This window comes from Streptomyces sp. NPDC001832 (genome assembly GCF_040297265.1).
Classification (GTDB): domain Bacteria; phylum Actinomycetota; class Actinomycetes; order Streptomycetales; family Streptomycetaceae; genus Streptomyces.
Genome location: NZ_JBEOYU010000051.1, coordinates 1 through 17803 on the forward strand (window position 1 = coordinate 1; position 17803 = coordinate 17803).

A 17803-nucleotide genomic window follows, 5' to 3' on the forward strand; every position below is an offset into this window, starting at 1 on the left:
CGCCGAGTTCCCGGACCGACCCGGGAACTCGGCGGCGGTGCCGGTTCGTTGCCGCTTCGGAAGCGCATCGGTGCCTACCCCACCGTTTCTCTGCTCTGTGAGGTGTGGCACGATGCTGGCCACCCCCACACCACCGCGGACGTCCCACGGGCGGCACCGCCCACCCAGGCATCCTCGAACCACAGGAACCACAGGAGACATCCCGCGTGCAGACCTCCGAGCTCCCGGACCTCGCGCACACCGACACCAAGCCGCTGCACTGGCTGGCCACCGCGACAGTCATGGCCGCTGTCGTCGCAGCCGCAGGCATGCTCCAGCCGGACCCCAGGGCCTCCGCCTCGCCCCCCCACCGCACCACCGGACAGCACGGCACCGCGCCCGATCCGGAGCAGGCGACCTTCCCCCTGGAATGCGGCGGGCTGGAGAACACCGTGGCCAAACAGGCGCCCGGCGACCTCGACGGCGACGGCCGCCCCGAGACCGTCGCCGTGGTCCACTGCGCGGCCGGATCCGGCACCCCGCCCAGCGGTGTCTACGTCCTCACACAAGGAAGCGGGGCCACACCCCGGGTCGTGGCGACCCTGGTGGACCCCGCTCAGAAGCTGAGCGTCGGCGATTTCGCGGTACGTGACGGAATCATCTCCGCCACCCTGCTCGGCTACTCCTCGGCCGCAGTGCCGCGCTGCTGCCCCGACCAGCAGGAAGAGGTCACCTGGCAGTGGCAGTCCGGCGCATTCGTCCGCACCAACCAGGCCGCCCCGAGCAGCGCCTGAGCCGTCACTGTGTGTGATTGCCCGCCGCGAACCGCCAGATCAGGCGGCCTCGGGACCGTACACCTCGACCCTGTCCGAAACGCGACGTACATGGATGCAGTCGCCCGGGCACTCCTTGGCCGAATCGACCACATCCTGAAGAAGCGGCAGCGGTACGGGCGTCGTCGCGCCCTTCTCCTGCAGCAGCTCGTCGTCGCTGCTCTTCACATACGCCAGACCGTCGATGTCCAGCTCGAACACCTCGGGTGCGTACTGCACGCAGATACCGTCTCCCGTGCAGAGGTCCTGGTCGATCCAGACCTCCAGGTCCTGAGTTCCGCTGCCGGTGGGAGCGTCCTGCTGAACGGTCATTTCTCCTGCCGTTTCCTGCGTAGCCGGACCAAAAGTAGCCAGCCCTGACGGGTGTTGAACGGTTCGACGATACAACCGGCCGCTTTCCGATGTTGAAGGGTGGGTATTCCCTGACACGAGGGGGAACGCAAGGGTGACGATCGGACACGCCCCGCAGTCTTTGTGATCTAGGGGTTTCAATCATCACCCACCCAGGTAGGGTCAGGAAGCGTCCAGCTCCCCTTGGAGGAGGTGAGGACCGTGGCAGCCCACGACGACATCAACCGCGGCATCCGGCCCGGGCGGGGGTCCGAAGACCCAGCCGGCCAGGTCGCCTATCTCGAGCAGGAAATCGCCGTCCTGCGACGTAAGCTCGCCGACTCTCCGCGCCATACGAGGATTCTCGAAGAGCGGATCGTCGAGCTGCAGACCAACCTGGCAGGCGTGTCCGCGCAGAATGAGCGGCTCGCCAACACACTCCGCGAGGCCCGCGACCAGATCGTGGCCCTCAAGGAAGAAGTCGACCGGCTCGCACAGCCGCCGGCCGGTTTCGGTGTGTTCTTGCAGGGCAACGAGGACGGCACCTGCGACATCTTCACCGGAGGCCGAAAGCTCCGGGTGAATGTCAGCCCCAGTGTCGAGCTCGACGACCTCCGGCGCGGCCAGGAAGTCATGCTCAATGAAGCGCTCAATGTGGTCGACGCCATGGAATTCGAGCGGGCCGGGGACATCGTCACCCTCAAGGAAATCCTTGAGGACGGCGAGCGGGCCCTGGTCATCGGCCACACCGACGAGGAACGGGTGGTACGGCTCGCCGAGCCGCTGCTGGACATCACCATCCGCCCCGGCGACGCCCTGCTGCTCGAACCCAGGTCCGGCTACGTCTACGAAGTGGTCCCCAAGAGCGAGGTCGAAGAGCTCGTCCTCGAAGAAGTGCCGGACATCGACTACGACAAGATCGGTGGCCTGGGCGAGCAGATCGAGCTCATCCGGGACGCGGTCGAGCTCCCCTACCTCCACCCCGACCTCTTCAAGGAACACGAACTGCGGCCGCCGAAGGGCATCCTGCTCTACGGCCCGCCCGGCTGCGGCAAGACACTCATTGCCAAGGCAGTGGCCAACTCCCTTGCCAAGAAGGTCGCCGAAGTCACCGGCCAGCCCGCGGGCAAGAGCTACTTCCTCAACATCAAGGGCCCGGAACTTCTCAACAAGTACGTCGGCGAGACCGAGCGGCACATCCGCCTGGTCTTCCAGCGTGCCCGTGAGAAGGCGAGCGAGGGCACCCCCGTCATCGTCTTCTTCGACGAGATGGAGTCCCTCTTCCGTACCCGGGGATCCGGCGTCAGCTCGGACGTGGAGAACACCATTGTCCCCCAGCTGCTCGCCGAGATCGATGGTGTCGAGGGCCTGGAGAACGTCATCGTCATCGGCGCCTCCAACCGCGAGGACATGATCGACCCCGCGATCCTGCGACCCGGCCGCCTCGATGTGAAGATCAAGATCGAGCGCCCCGATGCAGAGGCCGCGAAGGACATCTTCGCGAAGTACCTCACGCCGTCGCTGCCCCTGCACGCGGACGACCTCGCGGAGCACACCGGCTCCAAGGAATCCGCTGCGCACGCCATGATCCAGTCGGTCGTCGAGCGGATGTACACCGAGTCCGAGGAGAACCGCTTCCTCGAGGTCACGTACGCCAACGGCGACAAGGAAGTCCTCTACTTCAAGGACTTCAACTCCGGCGCGATGATCCAGAACATCGTCGACCGGGCCAAGAAGATGGCCATCAAGGCCTTCCTCGACCAGGGACAGAAGGGCCTTCGCGTCTCCCATCTCCTCCAGGCATGCGTGGACGAGTTCAAGGAGAACGAGGACCTGCCGAACACCACGAACCCGGACGACTGGGCCAGGATCTCCGGCAAGAAGGGCGAGCGGATCGTCTTCATCCGTACGCTCGTCACCGGAAAGCAGGGCGCAGACACCGGTCGATCCATCGACACGGTGGCGAATACCGGGCAGTACCTGTAGAACGCAGACCGACTGCGGATGCCCGGCCGGGCATCCGCAGCCGGTTGCTTTCCGGACAGCTCACACGACACCGCAGCAATGACGTAATTGATCTCCCCACCAGCGCAGAGTCGCTCTAGGCTCTTGCGTACCGCCCGGTCGCGCAGTGCGGGGACGGGCACCGCACACGCACCGGACAAGCAGCGGTACTTGAGCGCCGCCCCCTCAAGGGAGCGCCGCCGGGCAAGGAGGGCCGCATGACCGTACGGCGAGTAATGGGCATCGAGACGGAGTACGGGATCTCCGTCCCCGGCCACCCCAACGCCAATGCCATGCTCACCTCATCCCAGATCGTCAACGCCTACGCAGCGGCGATGCACCGGGCGCGCCGCGCCCGCTGGGACTTCGAGGAGGAGAACCCGCTGCGGGACGCGCGAGGTTTCGACCTCGCCCGCGAGACCGCGGACGCCAGCCAGCTCACCGACGAGGACATCGGCCTCGCCAATGTCATCCTTACCAACGGCGCTCGCCTCTACGTCGACCACGCGCACCCGGAATACAGCTCCCCGGAGGTCACCAATCCGCGGGACGCGGTCCTCTGGGACAAGGCCGGCGAACGCATCGTGGCCGAAGCGGCCGAACGTGCGGCCCAGCTTCCCGGCGCCCAGCCGATCCAGCTCTACAAGAACAACACCGACAACAAGGGCGCCTCGTACGGCACGCACGAGAACTACCTGATGAAGCGGGAAACCCCGTTCTCCGACATCGTGCGCCATCTGACCCCGTTCTTCGTCTCCCGCCAGGTGGTCACCGGAGCGGGACGCGTGGGAATCGGCCAGGACGGCCACGAGCACGGCTTCCAGATCAGTCAGCGCGCCGACTACTTCGAGGTCGAGGTCGGGCTGGAGACCACCCTCAAGCGCCCCATCATCAACACCCGCGACGAACCCCACTCCGACGCCGAGAAGTACCGCCGGCTCCATGTGATCATCGGGGACGCGAACCTCTCGGAGATCTCCACCTATCTCAAGCTCGGTACCACCGCCCTGGTCCTTTCCATGATCGAGGACGGCTTCATCAACGTTGATCTCGCTGTCGACCAGCCGGTGCGCACCCTGCACCACGTCTCGCACGACCCGACGCTGAAGCATCTGATCACGCTGCGTAGCGGTCGTACGCTCACCGCGGTGCAGCTCCAGATGGAGTACTTCGAACTGGGCCGCAAATACGTCGAGGAACGATACGGGGCGGACGCCGACGAGCAGACCAAGGACGTCCTGATCCGCTGGGAGGACACCCTCAACCGGCTGGAGAACGATCCGATGAGCCTGTCCGGCGAGCTCGACTGGATCGCGAAGCGGGAGATCATGGAGGGCTACCGCCGTCGGGACGGCCTGGACTGGGACGCGGCGCGTCTGCATCTGGTGGATCTCCAGTACGCCGATGTGAGGACCGGGAAGGGCCTCTACAACCGTCTGGCGGCCCGCGGGAAGATGAAGCGCTTGCTGGACGAGGACGCGGTCGAGCAGGCCCGTACGAAGCCTCCGGAGGACACCAGGGCGTATTTCCGCGGCCGGTGCCTGGAGCAGTACGCGGACGACGTGGCCGCGGCCTCCTGGGACTCGGTCATCTTTGATGTGCCTGGCCATGACTCACTGCAACGGGTACCCACCCTGGAACCGCTCCGCGGCACCAGTAATCACGTGAAGGATCTGCTGGACCGCTGCCGTACGGCGGAAGAGCTGGTCCAGGTGCTGTCGGGCGGCTGAAAGGGCCGCGATCGGGGAAACATCGGGATGACCCCCGGACGTTGAGACAACTACCGGGCCAATGTCGGACCCCGTGGGTAGGGTCTGACCAAGTGCTTCGAACCGAGCGGGGTGAGCTAAATGGCGACCAAGGACACCGGCGGCGGACAGCAGAAGGCGACGCGCTCCACCGAGGAGGTCGAGGAGCAGGCGCAGGACGCACAGGCGTCCGAGGACCTCAAGGAGCGCCAGGAGAAGCTGAGCGACGATGTCGACTCGGTTCTGGACGAGATCGACGATGTCCTCGAGGAGAACGCAGAGGATTTCGTGAGGTCATTTGTGCAAAAAGGTGGACAGTAGTTCACAAGTGTGAACGCGGGGAATGGCGAGGTGCGCGCGGTACGGGCCGGTCGGCCCGTGCCGCGCGGGCGCAAGCGGTACTACAGGCTGTACAGCTGCCCCGCAGTCCATGTGGATCGCTGCCGCGGGACGGGTAGTGTCCGTGGCGTAAACGCATCAACTGCAATTCGGCCATCGGTACGTTGGGAGACGATCCTGACACCTTGCGCAGGGCCGTCGCATACCTGGAGGGAAACGCGTGGAAGCCAACACTCGTAGCACCGGGCGTCTACCAGCTGCCTTCCTGACGCCGGGATCCTCTTCGTTCATGGATTTCCTGTCCGACCATTCTCCCGAGATGCTCCCGGGCAACCGGAACCTGCCACCCCTGCAGGGGGTCATTGAGGCGCCGCACGGGACGACCATCGTCGCGGCGACGTTCCCCGGAGGCGTGGTCCTGGCCGGCGACCGGCGGGCGACCATGGGTAACGTGATCGCGCAGCGCGACATCGAGAAGGTCTTCCCGGCCGACGAGTATTCGGCGGTGGGCATCGCCGGCACGGCCGGGCTGGCCGTGGAGATGGTCAAGCTCTTCCAGCTGGAGCTGGAGCACTTCGAGAAGGTCGAGGGCGCCCAGCTCTCCCTGGAGGGCAAGGCGAACCGGCTCTCCACGATGATCCGCAGCAATCTGGCGATGGCCATGCAGGGGCTCGCCGTCGTGCCGCTCTTCGCCGGCTTCGACGTCGACCGTGAGGAGGGCCGAATCTTCTCGTACGACGTCACCGGCGGCCGTTCCGAGGAACTCGGATACGCGGCCACCGGCTCCGGATCGATCTTCGCCCGTGGCTCGATGAAGAAGCTCTACCGCGAGGATCTGACCGAGCAGCAGGCCCTCACCTTGGTTGTGCAGGCGCTGTACGACGCCGCGGACGACGACTCGGCGACCGGCGGTCCCGATGTGGCCCGGCGGATCTACCCGATCGTCACCGTCATCACCGACGAGGGCTTCCGGAAGTTGGCCGAGGCGGAATCCTCCGAGATCGCCCGCTCGATTCTGGATCGCCGGATGGAACAGCCCGACGGCCCGCGCGCCGCGCTGCTCTGACCTTCGTTCCGCTGCTTCTTCGATGCTCTTGTCACTGACAGAAAGGGACGGATAGCCGGTGTCGACGCCGTTCTATGTCTCACCTCAGCAGGCCATGGCCGACCGGGCGGAATATGCCCGGAAGGGCATCGCCCGTGGTCGCAGCCTTGTTGTGCTGCAGTACGCCGACGGCATTGTGTTCGTCGGCGAGAACCCGTCCCGTGCGCTGCACAAGTTCAGCGAGATCTACGACCGGATCGGTTTCGCCGCCGCCGGTAAGTACAACGAATACGAGAATCTCCGCATCGGCGGCGTGCGCTACGCCGATCTGCGTGGATACACCTACGACCGTGACGATGTGACGGCCCGTGGGCTGGCCAACGTCTATGCGCAGACACTGGGCACCATCTTCTCCAGCGCGGCCGAGAAGCCGTACGAGGTGGAGTTGGTGGTCGCAGAGGTCGGCGCCGAGCCGGAGGGCGACCAGATCTACCGGCTGCCGCACGACGGCTCCATCGTCGACGAGCACGGCTCGGTCGCGGTCGGCGGGAACGCTGAGCAGATCAGCACCTTCCTGGACCAGCGGCACCGTGACGGCATGACGCTGGCCGAGGCGCTCAAGCTGGCGGTGCAGGCGCTGTCCCGCGATCCCAACGGCACTGAGCGGGAGATCCCCGCGGAGCGGCTGGAAGTCGCGGTCCTGGACCGTACGAGGCCGCAGCAGCGGAAGTTCAAGCGGATCGTCGGCCGACAGCTGAAGCGTTTGCTGGAGGCGGACGGCGGTTCCGCGCCGACGGATGCCCCCTCCGACATCGAGGACGGTGAGGGGACCGATTCCTCCGCGACGGAGTCCCCTGCGAGCTCGACGGATGTCACCAAGTCCACCGATTCCGGGGGGGACGTGGAGTCCTCCGAGGAGTAGTCCACCGCTGTGCCGGTGCCCCGGTCCGCCCTTCCCGGTGGACCGGGGCACCGTCATGAGCGCTGACCGTCCGCGGGCGGGGGCGCCGAGGAGCCGCGTGCCACCAGGTGCACGGGCAGGCTGCCGGGCTCGGCCGGGCGGCCGTCCAGGACTGCCAGCAGGGCGGCCATGCCGCGTTCACCGACCTGCTCGGCGGGCAGCTGCACGGTGGTGAGCTCCGGTTCGACGGCCGTGGCCAGGGCCAGATCGTCGAAACCGGTGACGGAGAGGTCATCGGGGACGCGGAGCCCCAGCCTGCGGGCGGCCTTGCAGGCGCCCGCGGCGAGGATGTCGTCGTCACAGACGATGGCGGTGGGCCGGGGGCCGGACGCGGCGAGTACGTGCTCCGCGGCTGCGCGGCCTGCCTGTACGTCGAGCGTCGCCGTGACGGTCCGTACGAAGGTGTCGGGCACCGCCCCCAAGGTGTCGTGGAGCGCTCGGGCGCGGGCCGCGAAGGTCCAGGTGTTGACCGCCGACGCGAGATGGACGAAGCGGCGGTGGCCGAGCGCGAGCAGATGCTCCGCGACCTGCCGCATGCCGTCGGCGATGTCGAGGTTGACCCGTGCCGCGACGCCGGTGTCCGCCGGGTCGCTGTCGAGCATCACCAGCGGCAGGCCGGCGCCGCGCAGCGCGTCGAGTGCGCCGGCGGCCATGGAGGAGGCGATCACCCCGTCGAGGGAGGCACGTGCCGAGGCGAAGGGATCCCTCGCCGGCCCGGTGCCTTCGGGGGACGGGTAGAGGACGGCCCCGAAGCCGTGTTCGGCGGCGACCGCGGCGGCGCCGGTGTAGACGCGTGCGAAGAATTCGCTGGTGAGCGCGGGGACGACCAGCAGGGCGGTCCTGGTGCGGCCGAGGCGGAGGTTGCGGGCGGCGAGATTGGGCTGGTAGCCGAGTTCGTGCGCGGCGTGCCGTACGCGCTCGGCGGTGACCTCGGAGACCCTGCCTCGCCATTTGTCGCCGAGCACGAGGGAGACGGTGGCCTGCGAGACGCCTGCGGCCCGCGCGACGTCGCGGCTGGTGGGCCGGGTCGGGGCGGGCTGTGACTGTGGTGCGCTGGTCACTCGGGCCTCCGGGCCGGTGGGGGGACAGGCGCCGTGCGGTGGACCTGCGGACTGGGCACATGGTACTTATGAACCTCGAAGTTATACGTAAAACCTCGGGATGCCGGAGAGCACTCGAACAGGAGAGGGGCGGGACATGGCCGCGGGATATCTGGACATCCTCCGGACGCGACATGCGGCCCGGCTGCTGGCAGGGACCCTCGTGGGACGGCTGCCGAGCGGCACCGCCCATATTGCGATCGTGCTGTTCACCCGGGCCGAGGGCGGCAGCTACACCCTCGCCGGTGCGCTCGCGGCCGTGTACGGACTGTCCACTGCGGTCGGACAGCCGCTGCTGGGCCGCGCCGTGGACCTGTACGGCCAGCCGCGCGTCCAGCTCCCCGCCTCCGTGGTCTCGGCGCTGGGCATGGCCCTGCTGGCCCTGGTGGGCCTGGAGTCGCTGCCGCTGGCCTACGGGGCGGTGATGGTGGCAGGTGTGTTCACCCCGCCGCTGGAGGGCGGTCTACGGGCCCTGTGGCCGAGCGTCCTGGGCAGCGAGGAACGGGTGCACCGGGCGTACGCGATGGACGCCGTCGCCCAGGAGATCATGTTCACCGTGGGTCCGCTGCTGGTGACGCTGCTCGTCTCCCTGTGGTCGCCCGCCGCCGCCCTGCTCGTGATCAACGCGATCGGCGTCCTGGGGGCGCTCTCCGTCGTGCTCTCCGAGCCCTCGCGTGCCTGGCGCAGCGCGCCCCGTGAGGCGCACTGGCTGGGCGCGCTGCGCTCGCCGGGGCTGCTGGTGCTGCTCGGCTCGTTCTTCTTCGTCGGGCTCGCGCTCGGTTCGATCACGGTGGCCGGGGTGGCGTACGCCGACGACCACGGCAGGGAGGCGGTGTACGGCTGGCTGATGGCCGCGCTCGGGCTGGGTGCGCTGGTCGGCGGTGCGGTGTACGGGGCGCGGCAGTGGGCCGGGGCTCCGGAGCGTCGGCTGCGGGTCATCGTCGCCCTGCTGGCACTGGGCTATCTGCCGCTGATGCTGACCCCCGGAGTGGTCGCCATGACCGCTCTGGCGGCGTTGGCCGGAGTCTTTCTGGCGCCCGCGATCGCCTGCTCGTTCATCGTGGTCGACCGGCATGCTCCGAGGGGCACGGTGACCGAGGCGTTCTCGTGGCTGGTGACGACGTTCGGAGTGGGCGCGGCGGCGGGAACGGCCGTGGCGGGCCCGGCCGTCGAGCTGGGCGGCACGACGTGGAGCTTCGCTGTCGCGGGGGCCGGTGGGGTGGCGGCGCTGCTGGTCCTGCTGGCCACGGGAAGGCTCCTCGCAGTTCCCGGGCGTACGGCCGTTGCCGTACAAGGATCGGAAAATGATCGAAACGGTGCTGTCGAACCCGGTTTCAGCTCAGGCCATCAGGCGTAATGTTCAGTCATGGACCGCCGCATTTTCGGGCTGGAGAACGAGTACGGCGTCACGTGCACGTTCAGGGGACAGCGCCGACTGTCCCCTGATGAAGTGGCGCGCTACCTCTTCCGCCGTGTTGTGTCATGGGGCCGCAGCAGCAACGTCTTTCTGCGGAACGGCGCCCGCCTCTACCTCGACGTGGGATCGCATCCGGAATATGCAACCCCCGAATGCGACAACCTGACCGAGCTGGTCACCCACGACAAGGCCGGCGAGCGCATTCTCGAAGGTCTGCTCGTCGACGCCGAACGCCGCTTGCACGAGGAGGGAATCGCGGGCGACGTATATCTCTTCAAGAACAACACCGACTCGGCGGGAAACTCCTACGGGTGTCATGAGAACTATCTCGTGGCGCGGCACGGAGAATTCTCCCGGCTCGCGGACATCCTCATTCCCTTCCTCGTCACCAGGCAACTGATCTGCGGCGCGGGCAAGGTGCTGCAGACACCGCGGGGCGCCGTCTACTGCGTCAGCCAGCGCGCCGAGCACATCTGGGAGGGCGTCAGCTCCGCCACGACGCGCTCCCGTCCGATCATCAACACGCGTGACGAACCGCATGCGGACGCGGAGCGGTACCGCCGCCTCCACGTCATCGTCGGTGACTCCAACATGTCCGAGGCGACCATGCTGCTCAAGGTCGGCGCGACCGATCTGGTGCTCCGCATGATCGAGGCGGGCACCGTGATGCGGGATCTGACGCTGGAGAACCCGATCCGTGCGATCCGCGAGGTCAGTCACGACACCACGGGGCAGCGCAAGGTGCGCCTGGCCAGTGGCCGTGAGGCGTCCGCCATCGAGGTGCAGCGCGAGTACTACGAGAAGGCCGTCGACTTCGTCGACCGCCGTGGTATCCGCACCGGAACCATCGCCCAGGTCCTGGAGCTGTGGGGCCGTACGCTCGACGCGGTCGAGGCCGAGGACCTCGACCGGATCGAGACCGAGATCGACTGGGTGATGAAGTACAAGCTCATCGAGCGGTACCGGGCCAAGCACAACATGACCATGTCGCATCCGCGGGTCGCCCAGATAGACCTCGCGTACCACGACATCCACCGCCGTCGCGGCCTGTACTACCTGCTGGAGCGCAAGGGACAGGCCGCCCGTGTCTGCAATGACCTGAAGATCTTCGAGGGCAAGTCCGTGCCCCCGCAGACGACCAGGGCACGGCTGCGCGGTGACTTCATCCGCAGGGCTCAGGAGCAGCGGCGGGACTTCACCGTCGACTGGGTCCATCTCAAGCTCAACGACCAGGCGCAGCGCACGGTGTTGTGCAAGGACCCGTTCCGCGCGGTGGACGACCGAGTGGAGAAACTGATCGCGGGTATGTGAGCCGGTGACAGGTCAACCCGGCTCCCGGCGCGACGCGGGCCCCGTTCGTTCCTCGTACGGGGCCCTGCGTACGCCCAAAGGGCTGTCCCGAAATCCGTGGTGGATCAGCGCGCGGCGTCAGATGCGGTGCATCGCAAGGCGGAGGGACGTCCGCATACTGGATGTATGCGGACGTTCCGACAACGCGGCGAGGTGCCGTAGCTGTCGTCGCGCGCCCGCCAGGGATTACGGGACAGCCCTTAGAGTGTCGGGGACTCAACCAACTGTGCCGTCTGAGAACTGAGGAACCAGTGCGCCGACTTGCCGGCCTTCTCGTCGTCCCCCTGCTGCTGCTGACAGCGGCCTGCGGTGGCGAAAAGGGCTCCGCTCCCAATTCAGCTTCCGCTTCCGTCGCGGCCGAGGACGGGTTCCCCGCGATCACGGCGGGGGCGAAGTTCGGTGAGAAGCCCACCCTGTCCGAGGGCGCGGGGAAGCCGCCCAAGGAGCTGAAGACCAGGGTTATCAGCCAAGGTGACGGCGCCACGCTCAAGAACGGCGATGCGATCCAGGTCAACTATCTCGGGCAGGCCTGGGACTCCGACAAGCCGTTCGACAACAGCTTCGACCGCCAGCAGCCGTTCGATCTGACGCTCGGCGCCGGCATGGTCATCCAGGGCTGGGACAAGGGCCTGGTCGGCCAGAAGGTCGGCAGCCGGGTCCAGCTGGTCATTCCGCCGGATCTCGGTTACGGAGCGCAGGGCCAGGGCGAAATCAAGCCGAACGCCACGCTCGTCTTCGTCGTCGACATTCTGAAGTCGACGCAGATCCCGACGTCCGCCAAGGGCACCGCGGTCGCCCAGGACAACATCGACCTGCCCAAGGTCGGCACCAATACCGACGGCAAGGCCCCCAAGGTCACCATCCCCAGCAAGACCGACCCGCCGACGAAACTCGTCTCCAATTACATCCTGGAGTCCGAGGGCGACGTCGTGAAGGACACCGACAGCGTCATCGTGAACTACGTCGGTCTGCTGTGGAAGGACGGCAAGACATTCGACAGCACCTACGAGGCGGGCAAGACGCAGACTTTCCCGCTGGAACAAGTCACCCTGAAGGGGCTCAAGGACGGTCTGGTCGGCAAGAAGATCGGCAGCCGTGTGCTCCTCGTCATCCCGCCGGACCAGGGGTTCGGTGACAAGGCCCAGCAGGCCATCCCCGCGAAGTCCACGCTGGTGTTCGCTGTGGACATCCTGGCAAAGATGTAAGACTGTCCGGGTTGCCCAGTTCATCATTTAGAGGAGCAAGTCAGTGAGCATCGAGAAGCCCGAGATCGACTTCCCGGGTGGCGAGCCGCCGGCCGACCTGGAGATCAAGGACATCTGGGAAGGCGACGGAGAGGTGGCCAAGGCGGGCGCCACCGTCTCCGTCCACTACGTGGGCGTGGCCTTCTCCACCGGCGAGGAGTTCGACGCCTCCTGGAACCGCGGCACCCCGCTGCAGTTCCAGCTCGGTGCCGGTCAGGTCATCTCCGGCTGGGACAAGGGCGTGCAGGGCATGAAGGTCGGCGGCCGTCGCCAGCTGACCATTCCCGCGCACCTCGCGTACGGCGACCGCGGCGCCGGTGGCGGCCGTATCGCCCCCGGCGAGACGCTGATCTTCGTCTGCGACCTGGTCGCCGCCTGATCCGCGCCCGTGAGAAGCGAGGGCCCGTGCCGCAAGGCACGGGCCCTCGCTTTTGTCCGGACAGCGCGTAGCTGTACGGTCGACGGTCGTAGAGCAAAACAGAAAGGGCGTCGATGGCGATCGCCAAGGCCGAGCGGCTGATGAACCTGGCTCTGTGTCTGCTGGGGACCCGGCGCCCGCTGAGCAAGCGCGAGTTGCGCGGCTCCATCGAGGCCTATCTGGAAGCCGGTTCCGACGACGCCTTCAACCGGATGTTCGAGCGCGACAAGGACGATCTGCGCGAGCTCGGTCTGGTCATCGAGACCGTGGAGAACCTGGACGGAGACACGGGGTATCTCGCCCGCCGCGACAGCAACCGGCTGCCCCCGATCACGCTGGACGCCGAGGAGGCCGCCGCGCTCGGACTCGCCGCCAAGGTCTGGCAGCAGGCGCGGCTGGCCGGTGCCGCCAGCGGTGCGCTGCAGAAGCTGCGAGCCGCGGGCATGCCGGAGTCCGAGGACGCGTACGAGGTGCACAGCGCCCTCGAACCCCGTATCCCCGTCCATGAGGCGGCTTTCGAGCCGTTGATGCTGGCCTGCCGGGACCGCCGCCCGGTGACCTTCGACTACCGCAAGGCCAACGCCGCCCGACCCCAGCAGCGCCAGGTCGAGCCGTGGACGCTGGAGTGCTGGCGCGGCCACTGGTATCTGGCCGGCTGGGACCGGGACCGCGGCGCCGAGCGGGTGTTCCGGCTCTCCCGGATCACCGGCCGGGTCCGCTCCCGGGCCGGAGCTTTCACCGTCGAGGTGCCCGACGTAGTGACCGTCCGGGAGACCGTCGAGAGCTGGGCGGGAGAGACCGCGACCCGGACCGCGCGGATCAGGATGCAGGCCGGTGCCGGATACCCGCTGCGCTCGCGCGCCATATCGATCCGGGAACTCGGGGACGGGTGGGACGAGTTGGAGATTCCATACGGACACGGGCTGGATGCCTGGCTCGCCGAGTTCGGTCCGGACGTCGTGGTACAGGAACCCGCCGACCTGCGGGCCGATGTGATGGACCGGCTGCGCGCCGTGGCCAAGGACTGAGGGGGACCGTATTCATGGCCACGAACGCGATCGACCAGACCCGCCGGATGCTCTCCCTGGTGACGTATCTGCGTGAACGCCCCGGCGCCCATGTCCAGGACGTCGCCCGCGCCTTCGGGATCACCGAGGACGAGCTGATCTCGGACCTCGACGTGTTGCCCATGTGCGGTACGAGCTTCCGCGGCGGGGATCTGCTGGACATCGACACCGACGGCGACCGGATCTGGTGGCACAACCCGGACGATGTCGCGGAGCCGCTGCGGCTGGCGGCCGACGAGGCGACGGCGCTCCTGGTCGCCGCCCGCGCCGTGGCCACGCTGCCCGGGCTGCGCGAGAGTGACCGGCAGGCTCTGCTGCGGGCCACCGCGAAGCTGGAGACCGCGGCCGGCGAGGTGGGGGCGGCGAGCTCGCGGCTTTCGGTCACCTTCGAGTCCGAGGGCGGTGTCTTCGCCGATGTCGACCGGGCGATCTCCGAGCGGCGTCGGCTATGGCTGCGCTACTACTCGCCCGCGCGCGATGAACTCACCGAGCGCGAGGTGGACCCGATCAGGCTGTTCGCCGTTGGGCATACGTACATGGAGGCCTGGTGCAGGTCCTCCGAGGACCGGCGTACGTTCCGGCTCGACCGGGTCGCCGAGATCCGGCTGCTGGACGAGCCGGCCGCGCCGCCCGAGCTCGAACTGCGGGATCTGTCCGAAGGGCTCGTCCAGCCGGCTGCCGAGGACCCGGAAGTCGTGGTCGAGGTGGGCCCGGGCGGCCGATGGGTCGCCGAGTACTACACGTACGACAGCGCCCAGGAGCTGCCTGGCGGCGGGCTGCGGATCACCCTGCGCACCCCCGATCCGGCCTCGTTGCGCAGGCTCGCGCTGCGACTGGGCGGGGAGGGCCGCATCGTCTCGCCGCCGGAACTGGCGCAGAGCGCACAGCAGGCGGCCCGTGCGGCGCTCGCCGCCTATGACGGCCCGGCCTGAGCGGATCCTTGAGAGAGATCATGAGCAATATGTCTGTGGTGTCAGGTGTTCCGACCGTAGTGGTGCCTGAGTCCGTACGGTTCAAGGCCGCCTGCCCGGACTGCTGCGAGCGGTTCGAGCTGGCGGCGGGCGCCATCCGCCTCGCCGTGGGTGCCAGCCGCCGGACGACCTTCTACTCCTTCACCTGCCCGGAGTGTGGTGCGGCCGTCCGTAAGCCCGCCGGGGAACGGATAGTTGAGCTCCTCACCGGTGGCGGGGTGCGGACGCTGCGTCTCCACACAAGCCTTTAGAACTTCGGACACCTAGACACATTGAGGTTCTGCGCATGTTCTGGCCCATGCTTGCCGTCGCCCTGGGGTTTCTCGGGATCGCCGTCCTCGGCGTGCTGGCAGTCAAAGTCTTCATCGAGGCCCAGCGCCTGGGGCGTCAGGTGACGCGGACCACCCAGCGCATCAACCGGGCGGCGGAGGACCTCGAACGGGCCGCGACGGATCTTGCTGCCACCGGTGAAGCGTTGCGCTAGTTGTTTCGTCCCACGATGGTGTGAGCCTGTGAGCAGGCCCGATCGTTCGGGGAGGGCGCGGCCTCCAGTTTCCCGGGTGCGGAGGGTACGCTGCTGGACGCGGCCCTGAGAGCGAGGCATGGGTCGTAATCACAAGGATGCATGGGTATTGCCCTGCGTTTACTCCTGAGGGATACGATCGCTGACTGTACGACGATCGGGCGTCCGTCCGACGTTCGATCCGCCCCACCCCTGCTGCCTCGGTGAGAAGGTACACGCATATGTTCGGAAGGCTCGGCGCTCCCGAGATCATCCTGATCCTCGTCGTCATTGTTCTGCTGTTCGGCGCGAAGAAGCTTCCTGACATGGCTCGCTCGCTCGGCAAGTCGGCCCGCATCCTCAAGAGCGAGGCCAAGGCCATGAAGTCCGAGGGCAGCCCGTCGGCCACCCCGGCCGAGCCGGCGAACGACGCAGCCCAGGACCAGGTCGCCCCGCGCACCATCAAGGCCGCGCCCGGTGACGTGACCAGTTCGCGTCCGGTCGCAGAGCCGACTGATTCGACCAAGCGCTGACAACCGGGCCGACGCAGGCACCGTGATCGGTGACGGCCTGCTGCACGAGATGAGGACGTGGGTTGCTCAAGTCTGCCCGCAAACAGGAGACGGACCCAGAGGGCCGCATGCCCTTGGTGGAGCACCTGCGTGAGCTGCGTAACCGGCTGGCGAAGGGGCTGCTCGGGATCGTAGTCGTCACGATCGTGGCCGCGTTCTTCTACAAGGACATCATCGAGTTCTTCACCGACCCGGTACTGAAGTCGGTCGGTTGCGAGACCAGCTTCGCCGAACTCGCGAAGAAGGAGGACGGTACGTGCGCGCGTATCGTCCTGAACGGTCTGCTCACCCCGTTCACCCTTGCCCTCAAGGTTTCCCTGATGGCGGGCGTCGTCTTTTCCTCGCCGGTCTGGCTGTACCAACTGTGGGCCTTCATCGCCCCGGGGCTGCACAAGCACGAGAAGAAGTACTCGCTCGCCTTCGTGGGCGCGGGATTCCCGCTCTTCCTCGCCGGCGGCTTCTTCGCGTACAAGACCCTGCCCACGATGGCGCGCGTACTGCTGGAGTTCTCGCCGGCCGATCTCGACAACCAGCTGCCGCTCGACGATCTGCTGGATCTGATCACACGCATGGTGGTGGTCTTCGGGCTCTCCTTCGAGCTGCCCCTCCTGCTCGTCATGCTGAACTTCGGCGGGGTCATCACCGGCAAGCGGATGCTCGGCTGGTGGCGGGGCATGATCATGGGCATCACGGTCTTCGCCGCGGTGGCCACTCCCAGCACCGAGCCGCTCTCCATGCTGGCGCTCGCCGGACCGATCTGGGTGCTCTACTTCGTCGCCACGGCGATCTCGCTCCTCAACGACCGTCGCAAGACGCAGCTCGCGGCGGCGGGGCCCGCCGACGACGAGGCCTCGGAGCTGGACCTCACCCCCGAGGACATCGGCGAGATCGAACCGCTCTCGTCCCGTCAGTCGCTGCCCACCCAGGCGAGCTCGGACCTTGACCGGGTCAACGGTTACGACGACATCACCTGACCTTGTAAGGTCCCCCGGGTGACCAGCGAGATCACTCTTTTCGTCAATCCCACCGCAGGACGCGGCCGGGGCGCGCACGCCGCGCAGCCGGCTGCTTCCGCGTTGCGGGACGCCGGATTCTCTGTACGCACGGTTCTCGGCGCGGATGCCGACGACGCATTGCGGCGGGCCCGCGAGGCCGTCGTGGGCGGCACCGGTGCGCTGATAGCGGTGGGCGGGGACGGCATGATGTCCCTCGCTCTGCAGGCCGTTGCCGGAACGCTGACCCCGCTCGGGGTCGTCGCCGTGGGCACCGGGAACGATTTCGCCCGCGCACTCGGGATGCCGATACGGGATCCGGCCGCCGCCGGACGGCTGGCCGCCGAGGCGCTCAAGGGCGGTACCGTCCGCGAGATCGACCTCGGACGGGTCGGCGAGCGGTGGTTCGGGTCCGTGCTCGCCTCCGGCTTCGACTCCCGGGTCAACGACCGCGGCAACCGCATGCGCTGGGTCGGCGGACGGTTCAAGTACGACCTCGCGATCCTCGCCGAACTCGCCGCGTTCAAGCCCATCCCGTACCACATCAGGCTGGACGGCGGACCGGTCAGGCAGATCGAGGCGACGCTCATCGCCGTCGGCAACGGATCGACGTACGGCGGAGGCATGCGGATCTGCGCGGACGCCATCATGGACGACGGGCTCTTCGACGTGACCGTCGTCGGGGACTGCAGCCGCACCACCCTGCTGAAGGTCTTCCCCCGCGTCTACAAGGGAACGCACCTCAGCCACCCCGAGGTCACCGTGCACAGGGTCTCCTCGATCGAGCTGGCCGCAGCCGGCGTCACCGCGTACGCGGACGGCGAACAGCTCGGCGCGCTGCCGCTCACCGCCACCTGTGTACCGGGTGCGGTGAGAGTGCTTGCGCCGGGTTCTCCCACCGGAATTTAAAGATCGCGTCACTGTCAGAGGT

The 17803-nt window shown here is 67.5% G+C and carries 19 protein-coding genes and 1 pseudogene; 18 read left to right on the forward strand and 2 right to left on the reverse strand.

All coding sequences use genetic code 11. The annotated features are described in order from the left end of the window. Positions 1 to 206 precede the first annotated feature (206 nt). Positions 207 to 773, forward strand: a complete 567-nt coding sequence (locus ABT115_RS27215; RefSeq protein ID WP_351795010.1) for a hypothetical protein — start codon at positions 207 to 209, stop codon at positions 771 to 773. Between the two features lie 39 nt (positions 774 to 812). Here ABT115_RS27215 and ABT115_RS27220 read toward each other — a convergent pair whose 3' ends face one another. Then, positions 813 to 1124: a ferredoxin gene (locus ABT115_RS27220; protein WP_351795013.1), complete on the reverse strand. Its 312-nt coding sequence runs from the start codon at positions 1122 to 1124 to the stop codon at positions 813 to 815. A gap of 240 nt (positions 1125 to 1364) precedes the next feature. Between ABT115_RS27220 and arc the strand changes: the two genes are divergently transcribed. The 6 genes and pseudogenes from arc (at position 1365) to prcA (ending at position 7200) form a co-directional block, all read left to right on the forward strand. Then, positions 1365 to 3128: a proteasome ATPase gene (gene arc / locus ABT115_RS27225; RefSeq protein WP_351795016.1), complete on the forward strand. Its 1764-nt coding sequence runs from the start codon at positions 1365 to 1367 to the stop codon at positions 3126 to 3128. 236 nt (positions 3129 to 3364) lie between these two features. Further along, positions 3365 to 4876: a depupylase/deamidase Dop gene (gene dop, locus ABT115_RS27230; RefSeq protein WP_351795019.1), complete on the forward strand. Its 1512-nt coding sequence runs from the start codon at positions 3365 to 3367 to the stop codon at positions 4874 to 4876. Between the two features lie 120 nt (positions 4877 to 4996). After that, positions 4997 to 5215, forward strand: coding sequence for a ubiquitin-like protein Pup (locus ABT115_RS27235; RefSeq protein WP_016325855.1), 219 nt, complete (start codon positions 4997 to 4999; stop codon positions 5213 to 5215). 99 nt (positions 5216 to 5314) lie between these two features. After that, positions 5315 to 5502: pseudogene (locus ABT115_RS27240) on the forward strand (endonuclease domain-containing protein); the annotation flags it as partial. After that, complete coding sequence (prcB, locus tag ABT115_RS27245; RefSeq protein WP_351795022.1) at positions 5454 to 6299, forward strand: proteasome subunit beta; 846 nt, start codon at positions 5454 to 5456, stop codon at positions 6297 to 6299. The pseudogene ABT115_RS27240 and the gene prcB, both read left to right, overlap by 49 nt. A gap of 58 nt (positions 6300 to 6357) precedes the next feature. Further along, complete coding sequence (gene prcA / locus ABT115_RS27250) at positions 6358 to 7200, forward strand: proteasome subunit alpha (protein WP_351795025.1); 843 nt, start codon at positions 6358 to 6360, stop codon at positions 7198 to 7200. Between the two features lie 53 nt (positions 7201 to 7253). On the opposite strand, the gene ABT115_RS27255 is transcribed toward prcA, so the two are convergent. Beyond that, entirely contained in the window at positions 7254 to 8300 is a 1047-nt protein-coding gene (locus ABT115_RS27255; RefSeq protein ID WP_351795028.1) for a LacI family DNA-binding transcriptional regulator, read from the reverse strand. Positions 8301 to 8436: 136 nt separating this feature from the next. Here ABT115_RS27255 and ABT115_RS27260 point away from each other — a divergent pair, with 136 nt between their 5' ends. The 11 genes from ABT115_RS27260 (at position 8437) to ABT115_RS27310 (ending at position 17781) form a co-directional block, all read left to right on the forward strand. Further along, on the forward strand, positions 8437 to 9696 hold the full coding sequence (locus tag ABT115_RS27260) for an MFS transporter (RefSeq protein ID WP_351795031.1): 1260 nt from the start codon (positions 8437 to 8439) through the stop codon (positions 9694 to 9696). 9 nt (positions 9697 to 9705) lie between these two features. Next, positions 9706 to 11067, forward strand: a complete 1362-nt coding sequence (gene pafA, locus ABT115_RS27265) for a Pup--protein ligase (RefSeq protein WP_351795034.1) — start codon at positions 9706 to 9708, stop codon at positions 11065 to 11067. Between the two features lie 290 nt (positions 11068 to 11357). Next, the gene (locus ABT115_RS27270; RefSeq protein WP_351795037.1) at positions 11358 to 12311 is read left to right on the forward strand and encodes an FKBP-type peptidyl-prolyl cis-trans isomerase; all 954 of its coding nucleotides are present in this window, start codon (positions 11358 to 11360) and stop codon (positions 12309 to 12311) included. 43 nt (positions 12312 to 12354) lie between these two features. Further along, entirely contained in the window at positions 12355 to 12729 is a 375-nt protein-coding gene (locus ABT115_RS27275) for an FKBP-type peptidyl-prolyl cis-trans isomerase (RefSeq protein WP_351795040.1), read from the forward strand. A 113-nt stretch (positions 12730 to 12842) separates the two neighbouring features. After that, positions 12843 to 13796: a helix-turn-helix transcriptional regulator gene (locus ABT115_RS27280; protein WP_351795043.1), complete on the forward strand. Its 954-nt coding sequence runs from the start codon at positions 12843 to 12845 to the stop codon at positions 13794 to 13796. A gap of 14 nt (positions 13797 to 13810) precedes the next feature. Continuing rightward, entirely contained in the window at positions 13811 to 14767 is a 957-nt protein-coding gene (locus ABT115_RS27285) for a helix-turn-helix transcriptional regulator (RefSeq protein WP_351795046.1), read from the forward strand. Between the two features lie 20 nt (positions 14768 to 14787). Further along, the gene (locus ABT115_RS27290; protein WP_351795049.1) at positions 14788 to 15057 is read left to right on the forward strand and encodes a CpXC domain-containing protein; all 270 of its coding nucleotides are present in this window, start codon (positions 14788 to 14790) and stop codon (positions 15055 to 15057) included. 35 nt (positions 15058 to 15092) lie between these two features. After that, positions 15093 to 15290 (forward strand): hypothetical protein, encoded by a 198-nt coding sequence (locus tag ABT115_RS27295; protein ID WP_351795052.1) that lies wholly within the window; start codon positions 15093 to 15095, stop codon positions 15288 to 15290. Positions 15291 to 15550: 260 nt separating this feature from the next. Beyond that, on the forward strand, positions 15551 to 15841 hold the full coding sequence (gene tatA / locus ABT115_RS27300) for a Sec-independent protein translocase subunit TatA (protein ID WP_351795054.1): 291 nt from the start codon (positions 15551 to 15553) through the stop codon (positions 15839 to 15841). A gap of 62 nt (positions 15842 to 15903) precedes the next feature. Next, positions 15904 to 16854 carry a twin-arginine translocase subunit TatC gene (tatC, locus tag ABT115_RS27305; RefSeq protein WP_351795056.1) on the forward strand — a complete coding sequence of 317 codons (951 nt, stop codon included), beginning with the start codon at positions 15904 to 15906 and terminating at the stop codon, positions 16852 to 16854. An 18-nt stretch (positions 16855 to 16872) separates the two neighbouring features. Continuing rightward, complete coding sequence (locus ABT115_RS27310) at positions 16873 to 17781, forward strand: diacylglycerol kinase (RefSeq protein WP_351795059.1); 909 nt, start codon at positions 16873 to 16875, stop codon at positions 17779 to 17781. The last annotated feature ends 22 nt before the right edge of the window (positions 17782 to 17803 follow it).

What these genes read in the sequence shown, in the direction of transcription:
- ABT115_RS27220 (WP_351795013.1), bottom strand. Translation starts at nt 1,124, where the DNA reads ATGACCGTTCAGCAGGACGCTCCCACCGGCAGCGGAACTCAGGACCTG.
- dop (WP_351795019.1), top strand. Translation starts at nt 3,365, where the DNA reads ATGACCGTACGGCGAGTAATGGGCATCGAGACGGAGTACGGGATCTCC.
- ABT115_RS27235 (WP_016325855.1), top strand. Translation starts at nt 4,997, where the DNA reads ATGGCGACCAAGGACACCGGCGGCGGACAGCAGAAGGCGACGCGCTCC.
- ABT115_RS27260 (WP_351795031.1), top strand. Translation starts at nt 8,437, where the DNA reads ATGGCCGCGGGATATCTGGACATCCTCCGGACGCGACATGCGGCCCGG.
- pafA (WP_351795034.1), top strand. Translation starts at nt 9,706, where the DNA reads ATGGACCGCCGCATTTTCGGGCTGGAGAACGAGTACGGCGTCACGTGC.
- ABT115_RS27280 (WP_351795043.1), top strand. Translation starts at nt 12,843, where the DNA reads ATGGCGATCGCCAAGGCCGAGCGGCTGATGAACCTGGCTCTGTGTCTG.
- ABT115_RS27285 (WP_351795046.1), top strand. Translation starts at nt 13,811, where the DNA reads ATGGCCACGAACGCGATCGACCAGACCCGCCGGATGCTCTCCCTGGTG.
- ABT115_RS27290 (WP_351795049.1), top strand. Translation starts at nt 14,788, where the DNA reads ATGAGCAATATGTCTGTGGTGTCAGGTGTTCCGACCGTAGTGGTGCCT.
- ABT115_RS27295 (WP_351795052.1), top strand. Translation starts at nt 15,093, where the DNA reads ATGTTCTGGCCCATGCTTGCCGTCGCCCTGGGGTTTCTCGGGATCGCC.
- tatA (WP_351795054.1), top strand. Translation starts at nt 15,551, where the DNA reads ATGTTCGGAAGGCTCGGCGCTCCCGAGATCATCCTGATCCTCGTCGTC.